Source organism: Gordonia sp. LMA167, from assembly GCF_058130025.1.
The window spans coordinates 5593342-5619015 of the sequence record NZ_CM176708.1; the positions used below are offsets into that span (position 1 = coordinate 5593342).

Genomic DNA, 25674 nt, shown 5'->3' on the forward strand with positions numbered 1-25674 from the left:
TCATCGCTGCCCCAACTGATCGGAGATCCACGGGCCGATCGTCTCCAGCGCCGTGGCATCCGCGAGACCCAGGTGGTGGGCATCGAGGTCGATGTTCCTGATCGTACCGGTCACATATTTCCGCCAGGACGTGCGGACCACGTCCGGGTCGTCCTTGTCCGCAGTCGCCGTGACGACGGCCAGCGAACCGTCGAACACGTCGGGGCGATAGCTGGTCACCACATCTCCGGCGGACGCGAAGCTGTCCATCACCCACTGCACCTGCTCGGACCCGAGCAGCCCCATCGACGCGATCTGCTCCCGCACGACCTCGGCCACCTCGTCGGACGTGCGAGCGCGCACGTCATCGCCGAGATCGAACAGATCACGCCAACCGCCCAGCAGGTCACCGACGACCGCGCCGTCCGAATCCGCCGACGAAACCACTTCGCCGGTTGTGCCGTCCGACGCCTCCTGGTTCGGCACCGCCGCGTCCATGATCCCCAGGAAACCCACCTGGGCGCCGTCCGCCTGCAGCATCGTCGCCATGGCGTGCGCGACATGTCCACCGAGCGACCAGCCGAGAAGGTTGTACGGCCCCTCCGGCTCCACGCGCCGGATCTCCTCGACGTACCGAGCCGCCAGCTCGTCGACGGTGCCGGCGCTCGGTTCACCCGACACCACGTGCGGGTCCTGCAGGCCGTAGATCGGCCGATCCGGCAGATACGGCGCGAGCCCGCCGTAGAACCACGCCAGACCGCCCGCGGGATGCACACAGAACAGCGGTGCACGGTCACCGCCGCGCCGCAGCGGAAGCAGTACCTCGCCGACGACCGCGTCATCGGTGCCGCCGTCAAACCTCGCGGCGACACCACGGACGGTGGGATCGCTGAACAGCCACGACAGTTCGATGTCGATTCCCGCGTCACGCAGGCGGGCGACGACGCGCGTCGCCGAGAGCGAGTTGCCCCCGAGATCGAAGAAGCCGTCGGTCGCGCCGACCTGTTCGACGCCCAACACCTCGGCGTACACGTTCGCCACGCTGCGTTCGGTATCGGTCTCGGGGTCGACATACTCAGCCGCCGACACCGGCTCCGGATCAGGCAGGGCGGTCTTGTCGAGCTTGCCGACGGGCGTCAGCGGCAGCGCGTCCAGCACGACGAAGGACGACGGGACCATGTGTCGCGGCACGCGCCGCGCCAGGTGATCACGCACGGCATCGACCTCCAGGCCGTTCTCACCGACGAGGTATGCGACCAGCGAGGAGACCGGCTCGCCGACCCCGAGCACCACAGCACGCCAGACGTCGCGGTGCTCACCGAGCACCGTCTCGATCTCACCGAGCTCGACCCGCTGACCACGCAACTTCACCTGGTCGTCGGTACGGCCGCCGACCTCGACGACGCGCCGGCCGTCGGAGTCGACGACCCAGCGGACGATGTCACCCGTGCGGTACATGACCGCCCCGGGAACTCCGTGGGGATACGCGACGAAGTTACTCGCCGTCAGTGCGGCCCGGCCCAGATATCCGCGGGCCAACGCGCCACCGGAGATGTAGAGCTCGCCGAAGGTTCCCGGCGGGACCGGGTTCAGGCGGTCGTCGAGTACCACGAGGTCCACTCCGCGCATCGGGGCGCCGACGTGGATCGGCTCCCCCGCCGTCATCGGCGATGAGTAGGTGACACCGATCGTCGCCTCGGTCGGCCCGTACGCGTTGAACACCGCCGTGTGGTGGGCATGCTCGTCGACCAGCGAGTGCGGGACCGGCTCACCACCGACGGTCAGCGACCTCAGTTCCGGCAGCCCGTCCGCGGGAATCGTCGCGGCGACACTCGTGGGTATCAGCGCATGCGTGATCCGGTTCTCGGCCATGTACCGATGGAGTTCGGCACCACCGAGAGCATCGGCGGGCCGATAGACCAGGGTGCCGCCGCCGAAGGTGGTCACCAGCATCTCGGCGACCGAGACGTCGAAGCTCGGGGACACATATCCGAGGGTGCGCGAACACTCGTCGAAGCCGGTGGTCGCGACCGACTCGGCAGCGAAGCCGTGCAGCGCGCGGTGGGTCACCGCGACACCCTTCGGACGGCCCGTGGAGCCCGACGTGTAGATGACGTAGGCGAGGTTGTCGGGACCCGGCGTGCCGAGCTTGTCCGCCGACGTCAGTGGCGCGGTGGATCTCTCGTCGGACCCGACCTCATCGGCCGCGGGAACGCCGGCGCCATCACCGTGGATGGCGGCCCCGTCGATCGTCAGCCAGGCCACCCCGGCCCCGCCCATGTCGGGCGTACCGGGAACCGTCACACCGAGGACCGCACCACAGTCCTCGATCATCATGCTCGTCCGCTCTATCGGATAGTCGGGATCGATGGGAACGAATGCGCCGCCGGCACGCGCGACCGCCCAGATCGCCGTCAGAAGTTCCACCGAACGCGGAATGGCCAGGGCCACCAACGAGTCCGGCCCCACACCGGCACCGATCAGGTTGCGTGCCAGGCGGTTCGCACGTCGATCCAGCTCGGCATACGTCACGGCGCTTCCGGCCGCATCGATCGCCGCCTCGCGATCCGGCCACGTGCTCGCGGCACGATCGAACAACTCGCCCAACAACATCGGCCCGGTGGCCTCGCCGCCGGAGACCGGGACGAGTTCAGCGCGTTCGGTCTCGTCGAGCAGGTCGACGTCGCCGACCGGTAGATCGGGCTCGGCGGTGTACACGTCGAGCAGGCGGACCAGGCGGCTCGCGAGCGCCGCCACGGTCGCATCGTCGAAGAGGTCGGTGGCGTAGACCACGGCCCCCGACCACGGCTGCCCCTGATCGCCGGCGGTGATCGCCACGGTCAGGTCCACCTTCGCCGACACCGCGTCGGCGGCCATCGGCGTGATCCGCACCCCGTCGATCTCGGCTCCCGGCAGACCAGCCGCAGCAACGTCGGTGACCGCGGACTGATCGAAGGTCAGCGATACCTGCGTCAGCGGCGAGAACGCCTCCGAGCGAACCGGATCGAGACGATCGACCACGGCTTCGAACGGTACATCTGCGTGCTCGAAGGCGTCGACGTCGGCTCGGCGGACGGTGTCGAGCAGCGAGGCGAAGGTTGCCGCAGGGTCCACCGGCGTACGCAGCACCAGGGTGTTCACGAACATGCCGACGAGATCGTCGAGTGCTCGGTGACCGCGCCCGGCGATCGGAGTACCGATCGCGATGTCGTCGGTGGCCGACACCCGCGCCAGCAGCGCGGCCAGCGCAGCCTGCACGACCATGAACGGCGTCACCGATTCGCGCCGTGCGACACCGGCCACCCGCATCGCCACGGACTCGGGGATCTCGAAGCGCGCCAACGCACCTCGATGTGAGGCCACCGACGGGCGAGGGCGGTCCGAGGGCAGGGCGAGGACATCGGGCAGGCCGGCCAGTTCATGTGCCCAGAAATCGAGTTGGCGCCCGATGACCGAACCCGGGTCATCGGTGGAGCCCAGTTCACGCTGCTGCCAGACCGCGTAGTCGGCGAACTGGACCTCGAGGTGCCCTCGGGTGGTGTCATCGCCGCGGAGCCGGGCCTGATAGGCGTCGAGCACGTCGGCGACCAGCGGTCCGATCGACTCGCCGTCGGCAGCGATGTGGTGGATGACCACAGCGAGGATGTGATCGTCCGGCGCCGCCCGCCAGAGCCGCACCCGCAGAGGCGTTTCCCTGGTGACGTCGAAGCCGGTGGACGCCGCCGCATCGAGCTCGCCGCGATCCTCGACCATCGCCCAGTCGGCGCGGCCCGGGTCGCCGTCGACGTCATGGATCAGCTGTCGCGGCACACCGTCGAACTCCGGGTAGGTGGTCCGCAGTATCTCGTGGCGGGCGACCACATCGGTCATCGCGCCGTGCAAGGCGTCGACGTCGAGTTCGCCCTCGAGGCGCAGCACGACGGGGATGTTGTAGGTCGGTGCGGCCGCATCGAATCGGTTGATGAACCACATCCGCTGCTGGGCGAGGGACAGCGGGATCTGCGCCGGGCGCGGGGTCACCGGCACGAGGTTCGACCGTGTTTGCCCCGAACCAGGTGCGACCGCCGCAACAAGGTCACGGACCGACGGCGCATCGAAGAGCATCCGGACACCGACTTCCGCGTCGAGAGCAGCGGCGACGCGCGCGACCAAGCGGGTGGCCGACAGCGAGTTGCCGCCGACGTCGAAGAAGCTGTCGGTGACACTCACCTGCTCGGCCCCGAGGACATCGGCGAAGATCTGCGCCACGATTCGTTCGGCGTCATTCGACGGGGCGACGTACTCGGTGCCGCCGGAGAAGTCCGGCTCGGGCAGGGCCCGGCGGTCGAGTTTGCCCGCGGTGTTCCGCGGGATGTCGTCGAGCACCGTCCAGACACCCGGCCGCATGTACTCCGGAAGCGACTGCGCGACATCGTGCTTGACAGCATCGAGGTCGATGTGATCGCCGGCCAGGTAGGCGACCAGGTGCTCTCCCCCGCCCGGTGCGGTGGCCACGGTCGCCGCAGCATGAATGACACCCGACGCCGACGCCAGCACCGACTCGATCTCACCCAGCTCGATGCGCTGTCCACGCAGCTTGACCTGGAAGTCGGTGCGGCCCAGATACTCGATCTCGCCGCGGTGGTTGACCCGCACCAGATCGCCGGTCCGGTAGAGACGGGCACCCGGCTCGCCATACGGGTCGGCGATGAACCGCTCCGCAGTGAGGTCGGGCCGCGCCGCGTATCCGCGGGCCAGCTGGACTCCGCCGACGTACAGCTCGCCGGGCACGCCGACCGGGACCGGACGCAGACGTCCGTCCAGGACGTGCGACGTCGAATTCCACACCGGCAGACCGATCGGGGTCGTGGCGTCACCGGCGTCGATCTCGCTGATCTGCTGGTAGGTTATCTCCACCGCAGCCTCGGTCGGGCCGTACAGGTTGAACAGGTCCGCACCCGGGATCAGCTCACGGGTCTGTGCCGCGACGGCCGGCGGAAGCGCCTCACCCGTGGTCGACAGAATCCGCACGCTGTCGAGCGCGGCCAGACGCCGCGGGCCCGCCAGTTCGAGGAACACCGACAACATCGACGGCACGAAATGCACCATGGAGGCGCGATGTTCGGCGATCTGTTCGGCCACGTAGACGGGGTCGAGGTGACCGTCGGCCTTCAGCACCACGGTCTTCGCGCCGATCATCAACGGCGCGAAGATCTCCGGCACCGAACAGTCGAAAGTGTAGGGCGTCTTCAACATCACGGTGTCGGACGCGTCGATCGGGAGCTGGTTCAGGCCCCACCACAGTCGGTTGAGCACGGCCTCGTGCGTCAGGGTCACACCCTTCGGCCGACCGGTCGAACCGGACGTGAAGATGGTGTACATGGCGTGATCGGGCCGCAGCGGGGCGAGCCGATCGTCGGGCGTCACCGGTGAGACGTCCCCCGCCACCCCGACCGAGGTATCGACAACCATCGGCTCGACCTCGCTCTCGCGCAGCGCTTCTGGAAGCAGGCCCGGCGCGACCAGAACCAGCAGTGCCCCGGCGGTGTCCACCATGTACTCGACGCGGTCGGACGGGGCGGCGGTGTCGATCGGCACGTACTGGCCACCGGCCGCGACGATGGCGTGAATGGCGACGACCATCTCGATCGAGCGCGGCATGCACACGCCGACTGCGACATCCGGGCCGACGCCACGCCGGATCAGTTCGTGCGCCAGCGCATTGACCCGATCGCTGAACTCGGCGTAGCTGACCGCGCGGTCACCGAGCCGCAGCGCGGTGGCTGACGGGGTGCGCCGCGCCTGGCGGGTGATGACGTCGGCGACGAACTCGTCGCTCACCAGGACATCCAGTCCGCCGGCACGTACGGCGTCACGCGCCCGTTCGGCGCGATCGAGGATCTCGGCGTCGCCGACGGCGAGATCCGGCCGTGCGCTCAGAACATCGAGCAGTGCGACGAATCGCCGTGCGATGGATCGGGCGGTCGCCGCATCGAACAGGTCGGCCGCGTACACCAGGTCACCACGCCACCCGCCGTCGGCGCCGTCAACGGCCACACCGATCGACAGATCGACCCGCGCCGGTGGGGTACGGCCATCCGTGACGGGCGCCACCCGCAGGTCGCCGTTCGAGGCGTCGACGCTCATCGACTCGAGCGCCTCGGTCGCGCTGACGATGCTCTGGTCGAAGCTGAGCATCACCTGCGTCAACGGCGCGAACGCATCCGAACGGGCCGGGTTGAGCTTCTCCACCAGATACTCGAACGGGACGTCGGCGTTGGCCAGCGCGTCGAGGTCGGTGCGGCGTACCAGATCGAGCAGATCGTGGAACGACGCCGAGCTGTCGACATCGGTGCGCAACACCAGGGTGTTCACGAACATCCCGACGAGATCATCGAGCGCAGCTCGTCCACGTCCCGCCGTCGGAGTGCCGATGGCGATGTCAGAAGTAGCCGACAGCCGGGCCAGCAGCGCGGCCAGTGTTGCGTGCACGACCATGAACTCGGTGACACCGTTCTCCGCGGCGAGTGCACTCACCCGCTCGACGACGTGACCCGGAACCCGGTACTCGACGAGACCGCCACGCATCGACGCCGACGACGGCCGCGGCCGGTCGGTGGGCAGCTCCAGCACGTCGGGCAGAGCCGCCAATTGCGTGGTCCAGTAGGCCGCCTGCCGTCCGAGTACCGAATCCGCGTCATCTGCGTGACCCAGAACACGCTGCTGCCAGAGCGCGAAGTCAGCGAATTGCACTGGTAGCGAGACGAACTCGGGAGCCGCGCCCGACACGCGCGCCCGGTACGCGGTGACCAGGTCCCCGACCAGTGGGCGCATCGACTCACCGTCGGTGGAGATGTGGTGTGCCACCAGAAGCAGTACATGGTCATCCGTCGCGGCTCGGAACAGCCGCGCCCGCAGCGACAGCTCGGCGGTGACGTCGAATCCCGCGGAGCCGGCGGCGAACACCTCCCGCTCGGTGTCGACGACCGCCCAGTCGAGCCGGTCCGCGGCCGCCTGCGGCGAGAGGATCTGCTGGATCGGCTCGCCCTGGTGCTGCGGGTAGACCGTCCGGAGCACCTCGTGCCGGGTCATCACGTCGACCAGCGCGGCGCGCAGTGCCGAGACATCCAGCGACCCGGTCAGTCTCATCGCCACCGGGATGTTGTAGGCCGCCGAACCGGGGTCGAAGCGGTTGATGAACCACATCCGCTGCTGCGCGTTCGACAGCGGAATCCGCTCTGGCCGAGGTCCGGCGACGAGCGGCTCGAGCGCGTCCTGCGCGGCTGTCAGCCGTCCCGCCAGTCCCCGTACTGTCGGCGCGTCGAACAGGTCGCGCACCGCCACATCGACGCCGAGCGTTTCCGACACACGTGAGACGACACGGGTGGCCGACAGCGAATTGCCACCCAGGTCGAAGAAGTTCGCAGTCGCGCCGACCTCGTCGATCCCGAGCACCTCGGTGAACACCTGCGCCACCGCCCGCTCGTCATCCGTTGTCGGCGGCACATGCCCGTCGTCTTCGATCACCGGTTCCGGCAATGCCGCCTTGTCCAGCTTGCCCACGGGGGTCAGCGGCAGTGCGTCGAGCACGGTGACGGAGGACGGGATCATGTGCGACGGCAGTCGTTGCGCCAGAACCGACTTCAGATCGGCCGTGTCGAGCGTGTCCCGAGTGACGACGTAGGCCGCGAGCGCCGTCGCGACCGATCCACCCACACCGACGACCACGGCCGACTCGACGCCCGGATACTCGGTCAGCGCCGATTCGATCTCACCGAGCTCGATACGCAGGCCGCGTAGCTTCACCTGATCATCACTGCGGCCCGAGTATTCGAGCACCAGGGATCCGGTCTCGTCACCGCGCCACCGCACGACGTCGCCCGTCCGGTACATCCGCTCCCCGGCATCCCCGTGCGGCGTGGCGACGAACCGCTCTGCGGTCAGACCCGACCGGTCGAGATACCCGCGCGACAACGCCGGTCCGGTGACATACAGCTCGCCGGTGACCCCGACGGGAACCGGATGCAGTCGGTCGTCGAGCACCAGCAGTCCGAGGCCGGCGAGCGGACCGCCCAGGCGGACAGGCGTACCCGCCGCCATCGGGGCGGACAGTGTCACGCCGATGGTGGTCTCGGTGGGCCCGTACAGATTGTGGACGTCCACATGCGACGACCACTCCTCGACCAGAGCCTGCGGCACCGTCTCACCGCCGGCCAACAGCGCAGCGAGATCCGGCAGCGTCGAGGGATCGAGCGTCGCGAGCACAGTGGGGGTGAGGAAGGTGTGCGTGATGCGGTGTTCGCGCATGTAGGTCTGCAACACATCGCCGCCCACCGCGTCGGCCGCCCGGTACACGAGGCTGCCGCCGGGGACGGTCGCGAGCAGGTATTCGAGCACTGAGGCGTCGAAGCTCGGGGAGGCGAAGCCGAGAACCCGGGGAGCCGTGTCCGCAGAGTCGTCGGCGCCGGCGGCGATGCCCAGCCGGGTCATCTCCTCCTGCGCGAAATTCGCGAGGCCCGAATGCGTCACGGTGACACCCTTCGGCCGGCCGGTGGAACCCGACGTGTAGATCACGTAGGCGACGTTGGCGGGACGCAGGACGGCACACTCGTCATCGGAGAACGCCACGGTCGGGTTCTCTTCGATCTGGGCCGCGACATCGTCGGCATCCAGGCGCAGCCAGTCGAAGCCCTGGTCGGGCAGGTCGCCGACCTGGCGCACGCTCAGGCCGAGCACGGCACCGGAGTCCTCGACCATCGACGCGACGCGCGCGGCGGGGTAGTCGGGATCGATCGGCACGTATCCGGCACCGGTCTTGGCCACGGCCCAGATGGCGGTGAGCAGCTCGGCCGAGCGTGGAATAGACAGGGCCACCAGGGATTCGACCCCTATTCCCCGCTCACGTAGCCACCGGGCGACCTGGTTGGATCGTTCATCGAGGATCGCGTAGGTGAGCTCGGTCCCGGCAGCGTCACGCACCGCCACCCGGTCCGGCCAGCGCCGTGCGGCGTCGGCGAAGAGATCGCGGAGTACGACCGGGTCGCTGCCCGGTCCGGCGGACACCGGTGTGAGGTCCGAGGCCTCGCCGGCATCCAGCAGGTCGACGTCACCGACGGCCACCGTCGGGTCGGCGACGACCACGCTCAACAGCCGGGTCAGGCGAGAGGTCAACAGCGCGACGGTTTCGTCGTCGAACAGGTCGGTCGCGTAGGTGACCGAACCGGCCCACGCATCGGGCCCGGTTGCGATGTTCACCGTCAGATCGACCTTCGCCGAGTCGGTCTCCGGGTCGAGGCCGGTGATCCGAAGTCCTCCGACCGTGACGTCACCGCGGTCAGGTCCTCCAGCCGCCGACTGCGCCATACCCTCCCGATCCCTGAGGAGCCCGGAGCCTGCGGAGGGACTCATATCCTCCCGATCCCTGAGGAGCCCGGAGCCTGCCGACGGCGTCATAGCCTCCCGATCCCTGAGGAGCCCGGAGCCTGCGGAGGGACTCATATCCTCCCGATCCCTGAGGAGCCCGGAGCCTGCGGAGGGCGTCACGAAGGGCGTCTGGTCGACTGCGAGGAGCGTCTGGACCAGCGGCGCGAAGGCTTCCGAGCGCGGCGGGTCGACGACCTCGACCACCTGCTCGAACGGGATGTCGGCGTGGGCGAAGGCATCGAGATCGCCGGCCCTGACGTCGGCGAGCAGCTCGTCGAACGACCACGACGCCTCGACCCGGGTGCGCAGCACCAGAGTGTTGACGAACATCCCGACGAGGTCATCGAGGACCGCGTCGCCGCGCCCGGCGATCGGGGTGCCGATCGCGACGTCATCGGTACTCGCCAGGCGCCCGAGCACAACTGCGAGAGCGGTGTGCAGGACCATGAATTCGGTCACGCCGCGATCGCGCGCCAGGCGCGAGATCTCCGCGGCGAGCGCTTCGGGGATCTCGAACGTGTGCGCCGCACCGCGCATCGAGGCAACCCGTGGCCGCGGCCGATCGGTCGGCAGATCCAGCACGTCGGGCAGCCCGGCGAGACGATCCCGCCAGTAGCCGGCCTGTTGCGACAGCAGGGTATCGGGCTCGTCGACGGCGCCCAGCACCTCGTGCTGCCAGGCGGCGAAGTCCGCGAACTGCACTGGCAGCGCCGGCCAGCCCGGCTCGGTGCCACCCGCGCGGGCCGTGTAGGCGGCGATCAGGTCGCGCGCGAGCAATCGCACCGATTCTCCGTCGGCGGCGATGTGATGCGCCACCACGACGAGCAGGTGCTCGGAGTGTGTCCCGGGGGCGCCAGGCGCCAGCGCGACGCGAATCGGCCACTGGGTGGTGACATCGAAACCCGTTGTGGCGATGGACATGGCGTCATCCGGGTGGTCCACCTGAATCCAGGGCACGTCGTCGGCGACGGCGTCGACCGGCGCGATCGACTGGTACGGCTGTCCCTGTTCTGCCGGGAAGGTCGTCCGCAGGATCTGGTGGCGTTCGACCAGGTCGATCACGGCGCGACGGAGCGCAGCGACATCGAGTGGCCCGGACAGGCGCAGTGCCACCGGGATGTTGTAGGTGGCAGCCGTCGGGTCATAGCGGTTGATGAACCACATTCGCTGCTGGGCGAACGACAACGGGATCGGGTCCGGACGTGACACCGACCCGATGGCCGGAAGCTCCTGTCGGGTACCGGGGCGGATCCGTCGGACCAGTTCACGCACGGATGGCGCATCGAACAGCGTCCGGACCGCCACGTCGGTGTCCAGGGCCTCCCCGACGCGCGCGACGAGACGGGTCGCGGTCAACGAGTTGCCGCCGAGGTCGAAGAAGCTGTCGGTCACCGAGACCCGCTCCACCCCCAGCACCTCGGCGACGACGTCGGCCACCACCTGTTCGACATCGTCGGCGGCGGAGACGAACTCACCCTCGGCGAACTCCGGCTCCGGCAGCGCACGACGATCCAACTTGCCGGCGGAGTTCAGCGGGATCTCGTCGAGCACCATCCACACCGTCGGCCGCATGTATTCCGGAAGTGAACCGGCAACATCGTGCTTGACGGCATCGAGGTCGAGCTGCTCACCGGGCACCGGCGCCACATACGCCACCAGATGTTCGGCACCGGCGGACGCCGCGGACACCGTGGCCGCGACGTGGACGACGCCCGGCGCGGCCGCGATGGCCGACTCGATCTCGCCCAGCTCGATGCGCTGACCGCGCAATTTCACCTGGAAATCGGTGCGTCCCAGATACTCGATCTGTCCGTCTCCGCCGACCGTCACCAGGTCGCCGGTGCGGTACAGGCGCCCGCCCCGTCCGCCGAAGGGATCGGCGACAAACCGCTCCGCGGTGAGGTCACTGCGCGAGGCGTACCCGCGAGCCAGTTGCACGCCGCCGAGGTAGAGCTCGCCGGGAACGCCGGGCGGCACCGGCCGCAGTCGCGAATCCAGTACGTGGGCCGTCGAGTTCCAGAACGGGACGCCGATCGGCACCGACGATGCGCGCGGATCGATGTCGTCGACTCGCTGACCCGTGATCTCGACCGCGGCCTCCGTCGGCCCATAGAGGTTGTAGAACGCCGCGTCCGGGAACCGGGCGCGGGCCTGAGCGGCCACGGCCGGAGGAAGCGCCTCACCCGTCGTCGACAGGTACTTGACGGAGGTCAGCTGCGCCAGTCGTTCCGGGTCGACGACATCGACGAAGACCGAGAGCATCGACGGCACAAAGTGGACCATCGTCGCGCGGTGCTCGGCGATCAGGTCCGCGAGGTAGCGCGGATCGGCGTGGCCCCCCGGGCGGGCCACCAGGAGTCGGGCACCCGCGATCACCGGGGCGAACAATTCCGGAACCGAGCAGTCGAACGTGTACGGGGTCTTCTGGACGACGACATCGTCGGCGGACAGGGGGAATCTGTCGAGTCCCCACCACAATCGGTTGACAACGGCTTCGTGGGTCAGCGTGACACCCTTGGGCCGGCCGGTCGAGCCCGACGTGAAGATCGTGTACACGGCGTTGTCGCCACGAACCCGAGCGCGCAGATCTCCTGCGGTCAGCGGGGTCTCGTCGCGATCGAGCGGCACCCGGGTGTCCACGACGACGATCGGCGTGCCCACTGCCTGGGCGGCGGCACGGACCATGGAGTCCATGTCCGTGTCGGTGTTGTCGGGCTCGGCACCCTCCGGCCCCACCAGCAGCATCGTGGCGCCCGCCGTGGTGAGCATGTACTCGGCACGGTCGATCGGGGTGCCGAGGTCGATCGGCACGTACTGACCGCCGGCGGCGACGACGGCATGGACCGCGACCATCATCTCGACCGATCGTGGAATACACACGGCCACCGCGACATCGGGTCCGACCCCGGAGGCCATGAGATAGCTGCCCAGCGCCGCGACCCGCGCGCCGAACTCGCGATAGGTGACCGTGCGGCCATCGAAGATCATCGCGATCGCGTCCGGGGTCGCGGCGATCTGCGCCGCCACCAGTTGATCGACGGTCTGGTCGGAGACCGATACCTCGGGGCCCCGAGCGCGGGTCAGCGCAGCGGTGCGGTCCACGTTCGACAACAGATCGATCTCGCCGATCTGGATGTCCGGTCGCTCGACGACCGAGGTCAGGATCTCGACCAGTGCGGACGCGAAGCCGGCGACCTCGGCGGCATCGAACGCGCTCGGCAGGTACTTGACGTTGATTCCGAGTCCGTCTGCCGTCGGCGTCGCGAAGAGGTTGAGCGGATAGTGCGTCGCATCGGTGACCTTGATGCCGTCGATCTCCAGCCCGGCTGCCGCACTGCCGTCGGCCACCGCATCCTCGTCGATCGGATACGACTCGAAGATCGTCAGCGTGTCGAAGCCGACCTCACCGACCGCCGCGGCGATCTCGGGAAGTCCGACGTGCTGGTGATCGAGCAGGCGGGTCTTGCTCTCCTGCAGTGCCACCAGTGTGGTCCGAACCGATGCTTGCGGGGCCACGGTGAGTGCGACCGGCAGGGTGTTGATGAACAGCCCGATCATCGACTCGACACCGTCGATCTCGGGCGGACGCCCCGACACCGTCTCGCCGAAGGTCACCGTCTCCTGCCCGGTCATCCGGGACAGCAGCACACCCCAGGCGAATTGCACGACGGTGGACACGGTGACATTGGAGGTACGCGCGAATTCCTCGACACCACGGCTGATCTCGGAGTTCACGAGCAGCGCGTGTTCGGCGGGCATCTCGTCGACCGTCGCCGTGGCGCCGGCGGAGACCAGGGTCGGACCGTCGATCTCAGACAATTCGGCGCGCCAGGCGTCGACGGCGGCCCTGCGGTCTTGACGGTACAGCCAGTGCAGGAAGTCCTCGTAGTCCGCACTTCGCCGTGTCGCAACCGATTGACCGTCGACCGCGAAACCCCGGATGAGCTCGGCGAGCACCACCGGTCCCGACCAGCCGTCGAACAACAGGTGGTGGTTGGTCACGATCAGGACGGCACGTGGTCCGTCCTGATCCGGCAGGGCCGCCAGCACGAAACGGATCAGCGGCGGTGCCGACAGATCGAATCGCTCGACACGTTCACCGGTCGCGATGTCCGCGATGATCTCCTCGGCGCGCTCGGATGTCTCGTCGCGGAGATCGATGGTCCGCCAGGGCAGATCGACGGTGGCCGGCACGACCGTCACGAGCGCACCACTTGTGCACTGCACGAACCCCGAGCGCAGTACGCGATGCTCGGCGAGCAGCCGGGTGGCGGCACGGTGCAGCCGGTCACCGTCCGGCTCGCCGGCGATCCTGAGCATCGCCTGGGTCACATAGACGTCGATGGCGTCGGCGACCTCGCCGGGCGTGCCGTCATGCCGGGCTGCCTCGACGAACAGCCCCCGCTGCAGCGGCGACAGTGGCCACAGGTCGGCACCCGGGTATCGGCTGCGCACGTCGTCGATATCGCGCTGGGAGAGGTCGGCACCCGCGATGTCCGACGGGGTCGGCCCCATGTCCCCGGACTCGTCGACGACATCGACGAGAACATCGAGCGCCCCGCGGAAGTGACCGGTGATCTCGGCGATCTCGGCGGCCGTCAGCGCACGCCGCGGATAGCTGAATTCGGCGACGATCTCGCGTCCGTCGTCGCCCGCTCCGATGTGGACGTGGATGTTGAGCGCGGCGGGCGCCCGCATGGCGCCGCTGACCGAGGCCGGGAGCGCCGGGGTGTCGTTCGCGATGGTGAACGCGTCGTCGGGATCGACGGCCGTTGCGGCGTCGGCGACCGCGGCCCCGACGGCACCCATGAAGTTGTAGAGGATGGGTGGCAGGTCACGATCGCCGAGCGCGGCGCCGGGAGCATACCGGTGCGGCGCGAAGCTCACGCCACGATCCGGTGTACCGGCGAGGATCTCCTTCACGCGACGCACGGTATCGACGACCGCGGCGGCGTCGAAACCGATGCCGTCTCGGATCTCCCGAGGGGCCGAGTGGAGGTCCGGCGGGACCGCGATCGGGGTGAAACCGGTGAACCAGCCGACGGTACGCGACAGGTCCGCGCCGGACGCGATCTGCTCCTCGCGCCCATGCCCTTCCACCAACATCGAGACGGTCCGTTCAGCGCCGTCGATGTCGGGCTGGGCGTCTTCCCAACGGCGGACCGCTGCCACGACCGCAGCCACCAGGATCTCGTTCACGCCGGAACGGAACGCGGCTGCGACACGGTCGAGCACCGCTGCGGAGGCGGCCGCGTCGACCGTTGTGGTCACGGTCATCATGTCCCGCATGCGATCTCGCACGCGGTCGAGTCGTCGTCCGAGAACGGTCTGCCGCTCGGGCAGACGCTGCTCCCACACGGCGGCCTCTGCCCCCCGCTCGGCGGGCAGACCGTCGAGGACACCGGCCCAGCGCCGCGCAGACGTGACCTCACCGGGGAGGTCGATCGCAGTGCCGGCGACGCGATGGGACCATGCGGCAGAGAGCTCGGCGGCCAGGATCGGCCACGACACCACGTCGATCGCGATGTGGTGCACGGCGATCATCACCCGTCCCGTGCCGCCGGCGGCAGGTCGCAGCCCGACGACGTCGACGAGCCGTCCTGCAGCGGGGTCGAGCCGGCCGAGGGCCGCTGCGTGCTCGGCGCGCATGATGTCGGCGAATTCGTCGTCGCCCGGTACCGAGCGCGTCGCGACGATCCGTACCGCCGCATCGGGCTCGAACGTGCCCGCCCCGGCGGTCAGCGACCAGCCGCCGTCGGTTGTCTCGACGAGCGTTGCGGTGAGCATCGGATGGTGTGCGACGACCGCGCCGACCACCGCCCGCAGATCCTCGATCGCGATCGCGGGCGGTAGTGACAGCGTCACGGTCTGCGAGTAGTCCGCGAAGTCCCGGCCGGAATCGGAGAGTTCGAGCATCCACCGGATCGCGGGCAACAATGATGTCGCCCCGACACCACCGCCCTCGTACTCGGTGAGGGTGGCCGTGTCCCGATCGGCGCTCGCGCGCGCTATCGCTCGGATCGTCTTGTGTTCGAAGATGTCGCGCGGAGTGATGTCGAAGCCGGCCGCGCGCAACTGCGAGGACAGCTGAATCGACATGATCGAGTCGCCGCCGAGTCCGAAGAAGGACTCGGTGACCGACACCCGCTGCACGCCCAGCAGTGTCGCGACCACACCTTCGATGGCACGCTCGACGGGGCCCTCCGGTTCGACGTGGCCCATGACCGGAGTCCCGAACTCGGGAGCCGGCAGCGCCTTGCGATCGAGCTTGCCCGCCGAGTTCAGCGGCAGGCTGTCGAGGACCGTCCACACGGTCGGACGCATGTATTCCGGCAGGGTGACATCGACCGCCGCGCGGACCGTGTCGAGCACGGGTGGCGCCGCCGGTGCGCCGGCGAGATAGGCGACGAGGTGCTCGCCGCCTCCCGGCGCCGTCGCCACGGTCGCGACCGCGTGGACGACACCGGGCGCCGACGCCAACACTGCCTCGATCTCACCGAGCTCGATGCGCTGCCCACGCAGCTTCACCTGGAAATCTGTGCGGCCCAGATAGTCCAGCCGCCCGTCGGAACCACGGCGCACGAGATCGCCGGTGCGGTACATGCGCGCACCGTCGCGACCGAAGGGGTCTGCGACGAATCGCTCGGCGGTGAGATCCGGCCGCGCGGCATAGCCACGGGCGAGTTGCACTCCCCCGACGTAGAGTTCGCCCGGCACCCCGGGGGGAACCGGCCGCAGCCGGGCATCGAGCACGTACGCCGTCGAGTTCCACACGGGCACGCCGATGGCCACCGATGTCTGATCCGGCCGCACACCAGCGATCGACTCGAACGTTATCTCGACGGCGGCCTCGGTCGGACCGTACAGGTTGTAGAACTCGATGTCCGGCAACAGTTCACGGGTCCGCGCAGCCACCGCCGGCGGGAGGGCCTCGCCGGTGGTCGAGATGATCCGCACACCACCCAGTGTGCGCACACGCTCGTCACCGACGACATCGAGGAAGACCGACAACATCGACGGCACGAAGTGGACCATCGTCACGCCGTACTCGAGGATCGACTCCGCCACGCGACTCGGATCGAGGTGGCCGTCGGCGTCGAGTACCGCCACCCCGGCGCCCACCATCAGGGGCGCGAACAGTTCCGGCACCGAGACGTCGAACGTGTACGGCGTCTTCAGCATCACGGTGTCCGACGGGTCGATCGGCAATTCGTGCAGACCCCACCGCAGCCGGTTGACCACCGCGGCGTGCGGGAGGGTCACACCCTTCGGGCGACCGGTCGAACCGGAGGTGAAGATCGTGTATGCCGCATGCTCGGGCCGCAGTGGCGCGCGGCGATCGGCATCGGTCACCGGCTGGGCGTCCGGGACCTCCCCGGTGCAGTCGACACCGAGGGTGTCGACGTCGACCCCGGACACGGCCGGCGCGTGGTCGTCGGAGACGAGGACGAGCGCGACGCCTGCGGTCTGCACCATGTACTCGACGCGGTCGTGCGGCGCGTCGACGTCGATGGGCACGTACTGGCCACCCGCCGTGATCACGGCGTGGATCGCAACCACCATCTCGGCGGAGCGTGGGATACAGACGCCCACAGCCACGTCCGGACCGACGCCGCACGCGATCAGGTGGTGGGCCAGCGAATCGACACGGGCGGCGAATTCCGCGTGGTCGATCGTGCGAGCACCGACGAGCAGTGCCGGCGCCGACGGATGGGCGGCGCCGTACTCCCGGAGGACGTCGGGCAGCACCAGGGCACCGACGTCGATGCGCTCGCCGGTGGACCGGGTGAGTTCCTCAGCGACCTCATCGTCGTCCAAGAGGCCGATGTCGCCGACGACGTTGTCCGGCCGTTCTCCGATCGACCGGAGGATCCGGTCGAATCCCCGGGCCAGCCTGCGGGCCGTCATCTCGTCGAAGATGTCTGCGGCATAGACGATCTTGCCTGTCAGGGTATTGCCGTCGTCGAGCAGGCCGAACGTCAGGTCGAACTTCGCGGCATCGGCGCCGGGATCAACCGTCCGCACCTCGAGACCGGCGATGTCGGTGTGTCCGGCGCCGCCCGAGGTGTCGCCGCCCTGGTCCAGCATCAGCATGACCTGGGCGAGCGGCTCGAAGGCTTCCGACCGGACCGGGTCAACCTTCTCCACGACCTGTTCGAACGGCACCTGTGCATGGGCGAAGGCGTCGAGGTCCACTCGACGGACGGCATCGAGCAGCTCGCGTCCGCTCGATGCCGGATCGACCGCCGTACGCAGTACCAGCGTGTTGACGAACATACCGATGAGTTCGTCGAGTTCGGCCCGGCCGCGTCCCGCGACCGGGGTGGCGATCGCGATGTCGGGGGTGGCCGACACCCGGGCCAGGAGAACGGCAAGAGCCGTGTGCAGCGTCATGAACAGCGTGGAGCCATGCTCGCGGGCCACTGCCGCCAGCGCCTCCCGGGTGGACCGGTCGATACGGAATTCGACTGTGCCACTGCGCATGCTCGCAACGCGCGGGCGTGGCCGATCGGTCGGCAGATCCAGTGCGTCGGGCAGCCCGGCCAGTTCGTCCGCCCAGAACTCCAGTTCGCCGGCGATCGTGGAGTCGGGCTCCTGCGGGGTGCCGAGTTCCCGGCGTTGCCACAGGGCGAAGTCGGCGTACTGCACGGTCATGGGCTCCCACGCCGGGGCCCGGCCGTCGACCCGCGCCGCGTAAGCGGCGATGGCGTCACGTGCCAGGACCGGCCCGGATTCACCATCGCTGGCGATGTGGTGGATGACCAGCACCAGCAGATGTTCGATTCCTGCAGCAGATTCGACGCGCGCGATCCGGGCCCTCAGTGGAAGCTCGGACACCACGTCGAATCCCCGGCCGACGACTGCGAGAGCATCTGCCTCGTCGGTGACCGCCCAGTCGACGGCGACCTCGTCCGTCCGGAGGATCTGCTGATGAGGCAGGCCGTCGGCACCCTCCGGGTAGATCGTGCGCAACACCTCGTGCCGCTCGACGACGTCGGCGAGGGCGACGCGCATCGCGTCGAGATCCACGGCGCCGGCCAGGCGCAGCACAACCGGGATGTTGTAGGCGGCGGACTCCGGTGCGAGACGGTTGATGAACCAGATGCGTTGTTGCGCATAGGACAGTGGAATCAGGTCCGGTCTGACCTGCGGTTCCAGCGGCGCACTGGTGTGCGCCGGCTCGTTCGACAAGACTGCCGCGAGTTCACGTGCGCTGGGCGCGTCGAACAGGGTCCGCACCGGAACCTCGACGCCCAGACCGTCTGCCACCCGGGCGGCGACCCGGGTCGCCGACAGCGAGTTCCCGCCCAGGTCGAAGAAGCTGTCGACCACCGACACCTGCTCGATGTCCAGCACGCCGGCGATGATCGCGGCGATCGTGGCCTCCCGGTCGGTCTCCGGTGCCACGTACTCGCCTGCCCGTCCCCGGAGTTCAGGGGTGGGCAGGGCCCGACGATCGAGCTTGCCCGCAGCGTTGATCGGCATCTCGTCGAGCACCGACCACGACGTCGGGCGCATGTAGTCGGGTAGCGAACGGGCGGCGGTCTCGGCCACGACGTCGAGGTCCACGGAGTCGCCGGTGACGTAGCCGACGAGTTCATCGCCCCCGCCGGGTGCCGTCACGACCGCGGCGGCCGCGTGCACGACACCGGGAGCCGATGCCGCCACCGCCTCGATCTCGCCGAGCTCGAGCCGCTGCCCGCGCAGTTTGACCTGGAAGTCGTTGCGGCCGAGGTATTCCAGCTCGGGACGTGACGAGTCCGCACCCACACGCCACCGCACACGATCTCCCGTGCGGTAAAGGCGCGCCCCGGGCGGACCGAACGGATCCGCGACGAAGCGCTCCGAGGTCAGGGTCGGCTGGTTCTCGTAGGCGCGTGCCACCTGGACACCGCCGATGTAGAGCTCGCCCGCGACGCCGACCGGGGTCGGGTGCAGCCGATCGTCGAGGACGACGGCGGTCGTGTTCGCGATCGGCCGACCGATGGGCACCGACTGATCCGACTGGACGACCTCGTGCCGGGTGACGATGACGGTGGTCTCGGTGGGACCGTACTGATTGTGCAGTCGTGCCGACGGAACAGCGGCCAGGGTCGCGTGCGCCGCGGCCGCCGACAGTGCCTCACCACCGGTGAGGATGGCGCGCAGACTGCCCAGACGCCGACGACCGTCCGCGTCGGTCACGTCGAGGAAGGCCGACAGCATAGACGGGACGAAGTGGACGAGCGTCACCGCGTGTCGCTCGATCATGGCGGCGATGTGAGCGGGTTCGCGGTGGCCGCCGTCGTCGGCGACGACCATCCGCGCACCTGCGAATGCAGGCAGGAAAAGTTCTCGCACAGCTGCATCGAACGTCGTCGGCGTCTTGTGCAGGATCGCGTCATCGCCGCCGACGGCGAACGCCTCCGCGTCCGCCCTCAGCCGGTTGAGGACCGACCGGTGCGAGACGGTGACACCCTTCGGCCGTCCCGTCGACCCCGAGGTGAAGATGGTGTACGCGGCGTGATCCGGGCGCAGCGGGGACGTGCGTTCGCGATCGGTGACCGGCACGATCTGTGCATCGGGTGCGAGGTCGTCGGACATCACGACCTCGAGGCGCGCCACATCATCGGGCAGCGGCACGTCATCGGCGCCACCGCTGGACACCAGAGCGAGACGGGCTCCGGCGGTCGACGCCATGTGGGCGCCACGTTCGGCCGGTGTCTCGGGATCGATCGGGACGTATCGGCCACCGGCGACGATCACCGCGTGGATGGCGATCACCATGTCCGCCGACCGCGGCATGCACACTGCCACAGCGACTTCTGGGCCGACACCGCGCCCGATGAGCTCCCGTGCCAGGGTGGCGACGTGGTGACGCCACTGTCGCCGGGTGATTCGCGTGGTCGATGTCTCGATGGCCGACGCATCCACGTCGGTATCGGCCCCGCCGGCGAGGTGATCGGCCAGGGTCGCCGAGGACGGTTCGGTGCTCGGACCGATGCCGGCACGCAACGCGCCCGCCCCGGCCTCGGCGAAGAGATCCAGGTCTCCGATCGGAGTCGCCGGCTCGTCGAGGAAAGCTGCGAGTGCGCGGCACAGTGTCTCGCCGAACCCTACGATCCGCTCGCGGTCGAACAGGTCGGTGGCGTAGGTGATCACCGACGTCCACGCCTGTTGTCCGTCCGCCATCGGACCGAAGTTGATGGACAGGTCCACCCGCGCGACAGCGGCCCCGGCGTCCTCGATCGGCTCCACGGAGACACCTGCCATGGCAGCACCCTGTGGGGGGTGCCCGGCGACGTTCAGCAACACCTGGGTGAGCGGTGCGAACGCTTCGGACCGCACCGGGTCGAGACGCTCGACGAGGTACTCGAACGGGACGTCCGCATGTTCGAAGGCATCGAGGTCGGTGGTCCGGACCTCGTCGACCAGCCCGTCGAAGGTCACACCCGAGTCGACCTGTGTCCGTAGGACGAGCGTGTTGACGAACATGCCGACGAGGCCGTCGAGTTCCCTGCGGCCACGCCCGGCCACCGGCGTCCCGATCGCGATGTCCGTCGAGGCGGACAGCCGCGCCAGCACGACGGCGAGCGCGGCGTGCACCACCATGAACGGGGTGACACCGTGTGCCGCCGCATATTCCGTGACCGCCCGCGACACATCGGAGGACACTGTGAACTCGTGTCGGGCACCGCGTCCGGACGCCACCGCCGGACGCGGCCGGTCCGAGGGCAACTCGAGCACATCCGGGAGATCGGCGAGCTGCTCTGCCCAGTAGCCGGTCTGGGCGCCGAGGACCGAATCGGGATCATCGGCCGAGCCGAACTCGCGATGCTGCCACAAGGCGACGTCGGCGAACTGCACATCGAGCGGGGTGAATTCGGGCGCCTCGCCGCGAACACGCGCATCGTAGGCCACCGCGAGATCGGCGATCAGCGGCGCCATCGATTCGCCGTCACCGGCGATATGGTGCACCACCACGACGAGCACATGTCGATCCGCCGACTCCGGTAGCAACCGCACCCGCAGCGGAAGTGCGGCACTGACGTCGAACCCGGTGTCGATCGCGTCCGCCAACGCACGCTCGTCGGTGACCACAGCCCAGTCGAAATCCGTGCGCGCCGAATCCGCGTCGACGATGTGCTGGTGTGGCACCCCGTCGATCGCCGGATACACGGTCCGCAGGATCTCGTGGCGTTCCACCACGTCGCCGAATGCGGCGTGCAGGGCATCGGGGTCGAGCGAACCCGTCATGCGAACCGCGACCCTGATGTTGTAGGCCGCCGACTCGGGATCGAAGCGGTTGATGAACCACATCCGCTGCTGCGCGAACGACAGCGGGATGATCTCCGGCCGCTCGTGCGCGACGATCGGCTCGACCACGCTGTCGCCGACACGGATTCGGCGGGCGAGATCACGGATCGTGGGTGCCTCGAACAGATCGCGGACCCCGATGTCGGCGCCGAGCGCCGCACCGGCCCGCGCGGTCACGCGGGTCGCGGACAGCGAGTTGCCGCCGAGGTCGAAGAAGCTGTCGGTCACCGACACCCGGTCCACGCCGAGCACGTCGGCGAACACCTGCGCGAGCGTCGTCTCGACATCGCCCTCGGGCGCGACCAGATCCCCGCCGGCGAACTCCGGATCGGGCAGGGCCCGGCGGTCGAGTTTGCCGGTGCTGCCCAGCGGGACGTCGTCGAGCGCCATCCACACCGTCGGCCGCATGTATTCGGGCAGGGCACCGGCGGCGTTGTCGCGGATCACATCCAGATCGAGTTCTTCGCCGGGACCCGCGGCCAGGTACGCGACCAGATGCTCTCCCCCACCGGGCGCGGAGGCGACGGTCGCGGCCGCGTGCACCACGCCCGGGGCGTCGGCCAGGACCGACTCGATCTCGCCGAGTTCGATGCGCTGACCACGCAACTTCACCTGGAAGTCGGTGCGCCCCAGATACTCGATTTCCGCGCGGTCCGCATCCGGCCCGCTGCTGTTCCAGCGAACCAGGTCACCCGTGCGGTACAGGCGAGACCCGTTCGCGCCGAACGGGTCGGCGACGAATCGTTCGGCGGTGAGGTCTGGCCGCGCGGCGTAACCGCGGGCGATCTGGACGCCGCCGAGGTACAACTCACCGGCGATGCCCGGCGGCACGGGACGCAGCCGGTCGTCGAGGACCCAGACGTCGGTGTTGGTGATCGGCGATCCGATCGGCATCGCGGTGACGTGTTCGTCGACCGCCTCGACGTGGTGCGCGGTCACCTCGACCGCGGCCTCCGTCGGGCCGTACAGGTTGTACAGCGCCACCTGCGGCAGCCGGCGGCGGGCGGCACGTGCGAGTGCCGGTGGCAGTGCCTCACCCGCGATGTAGAGGTAGCGCAGACCGGTCATCGCGGCGAGCTGCTCGTCGTCGACGATGTCGAGGAAGGCGGCCAGCATCGAGGGTACGAAGTCGACAGCGGTGATCTGCTCGCGGGCGATGAGCTCGGCCAGGTATGCGGGGTCGGCATGCCCGCCGGGACGGGCCACGACCACCCGCGCGCCGATCATGAACGGCGCGAACAGTTCCGGCACCGAGACGTCGAAGGTGTACGGCGTCTTGACGATGGTGGTCGCATGTGCGTCGACCTTCTCGAACGCCGCGAGTCCCCACCGCAGACGGTTGACGACGGAGGAATGCGACACGGTGACGCCCTTCGGGCGGCCGGTCGATCCGGACGTGAAGATCGTGTAGACCGCGTGCTCGGGACGCAACGGGGCCAGACGCTCGTCCGCGGTCACCGGCGCGGTACCGGTGGGCGCGGGCCCGGTGAGGTCCACGACATCGATCGGCAGGCCCGCGGTCCCGGCCACGTCGCGAAGCGCATCGGGTGGCCCGCCGGCGGCGACGAGGACGCGGGCCACGGCGGCCGTCTCCACCATGTACAGCAGTCGGTCCGCGGGCGTCTCGGTGTCGATCGGCACATACTGTCCACCTGCGACGACGATCGCGTGCACCGCCACAAGCGTTTCCAGCGATCGTGGCAGGCACACGCCCACCGCGACGTCGGGGCCGATTCCGGCCGCGATCAGCCGTCGGGCGAGATCGTTGACGCGAGCGTCGAACTCGGCGTAGGTGACGATCCGGTCGCCGTCGACCACCGCGACCGCCTCGGGCGTGCGCTCGGCCTGGGCCGCCAGTGCGGTTCCGACCAACTCGGGTGCGAGCGCCGCCGTGGCGCCTCGGCTCCAGTCGTCGACGAGGTCCCGTTCTGCCGACCCGAGCAGGTCGATGTCCGCGACGAGACCCGAGTCGGCAGCCGTGAGCGCACACAGGATCTGTCGCAGCGCCCGACCGTACTGCGCAACCTGCTCGTCGGTGAATGCACCGGGCAGATACTTCAGCTGCAACGAGATCCGGGGTGCGCCACCCGAGGATCCGCGCACGGGCGCCCCGATGAGGTTCAGCGGGTAGTGCGTGGCGTCGCCGGTCCGGACCTCGGTGATCCGCAGTTCGTCGGAGCGTCCGTTCTCCGCGACGGCCTGCTCGTCGACCGGGTAGGACTCGTACACGGTGAGCGTGTCGAAGAGCGTGTGATGCCCGGTGTGCGCGGCGATGTCGGCCAGCCCGACATGGTGGTGATCCAACAGTCGTGTCTTCGTGGTCTGCAGGCGTTGCAGCGCGTCGTCGACCGTCGATGCCGGATCCACGGTGACCGCGACCGGCAGGGTGTTGATGAACAGGCCGACCATCTGCTCGACGCCGTCCATGTCCGCCGGTCGCCCGGACACCGTCTCGCCGAACGCAACCGTTCGCTGACCGGTCATCCGCGACAGCAACACCGCCCAGCCGAACTGGAGCACGGTCGACGTCGTCACGCCGAGCCGCCGGGCCGTGGCGCCGATGGCGTCACCGAGTTCGGCGGGGACGTCGATGCGGTGATCACGAGGCCGGGTGTCCTCGGTGGCCACCTGGCCGGGAGCAACCAGCGTCGGCCCCTCCAGATCACTCAGCGCCGCCGACCATTCCGCGTGCGCCGCGTCGTCTTCGCGCGCGGCGAGCCAGGTCAGATACGTCTCGAAGTCGCCGTCATCGGTGGACGTCAGCGGTCGGCCGCCGAAGTAGGTGGCGAAGAGGTCGGCGAGGACCAGTGGTCCCGACCAGCCGTCGACCAGGAGGTGATGATTGGTGACGATCAGCGCCGCGCGGGAGCCGTTCGCGTCGTCGGGCAACAGCACCAGCCCGAAACGGATCAAGGCCGGCTCGTCGAGGTCGAAGGGGCGTCGCAGGTGATCGGCGCTGAAGTCGTCGAGGCGGGTGTGGGCGTCGCCTGCGGCCCGCAGGTCCAGGGTCGTCCATTCGAGCTCGACCGTCGGCGGCACGACCGCGACGACGGACCCGTCGGCGGTACGCACATAACCCGAACGCAGGACCCGATGATGCTGCAGGAGCGCGGACGCCGCGGCATGCAACCGCGCAACGTCGACGTCTCCGGCGAGGTCGATCACGGCCTGGGTGACGTACACGTCCACTTCCCCGGCCGAACCGTCGTCGACGCCGGAGGGCGTGCCGAGTTCGGCTTGGAAGTAGAGGCCCTGCTGCAGGGGTGTCAGCGGCCAGAGTTCGGCGCCCGGGAATCGACTGTGCAGGTCGTCGATCTCGTCCTGGCCGAGATGGGCACCGATCAGGTCCGACGGTGACGCGCCCACCTCACCGGTCCGGGCGGCGGTGACGATGTCGGCGAGTTCGGTGACCCACCTATCGGTGAGGAGGGCGACCTCGTCGTCGGTGAGAATGCCTGCGCGGTAGGCGAACGACGCACGCAGGGCTCGCCCACCGTCGGTCACGACGGTGCTCACGTCGACGGTCACGGCGCTCGACGCCATCATCGCGCCGGTGATCGTCGATGGCAGTACGACGTCGTCGCCGGACGGGAGGAACGCGTAGTCGGCGGCGGTGCGGTCGCCGTCGGACCCGGCACTGCCCGCTCCCACGTTGCCGAAGTAGTTGAACCCGATGGCCGGCAGCGGACGCCGGCGCAACTCGGCGAGTTCGGGGGTCTCCTGCACGTCGACGACGTTGGGCGCCAGGTAGCGCAGCACTCCGAACCCGAGCCCGTGATCGGCGCGCCCGAGCAGCTCTTCCTTGGTGTCCTTGACCGTGCGGGCGGCATCCCGGTTGTCTCCCACCGGGATACGCACCGGTGAGATCGCAGTGAACCATCCGACGGTCCGGGCCAGATCGACGGCGCGGGGATCGGCACCACGGGCGGCGACGTCGGACTCGCGTCCGTGACCCTCGACCTGGATCACCACCGCGTCGTCGCCGGCCGCGTCCCC

Annotated in this window: 1 protein-coding gene (only partly in view); it reads right to left on the minus strand. The window is 69.2% G+C overall.

Annotated elements, in window-relative coordinates:
• A protein-coding gene (locus tag ACVT6V_RS25310; RefSeq protein WP_489896830.1) for a non-ribosomal peptide synthase/polyketide synthase crosses the window boundary here: on the minus strand, window positions 1-25674 show its final stretch. The gene runs 28950 nt beyond the window's last position; only the last 25674 of its 54624 coding nucleotides appear in the window; its start codon lies beyond the right edge, outside the window; it ends in the stop codon at window positions 1-3.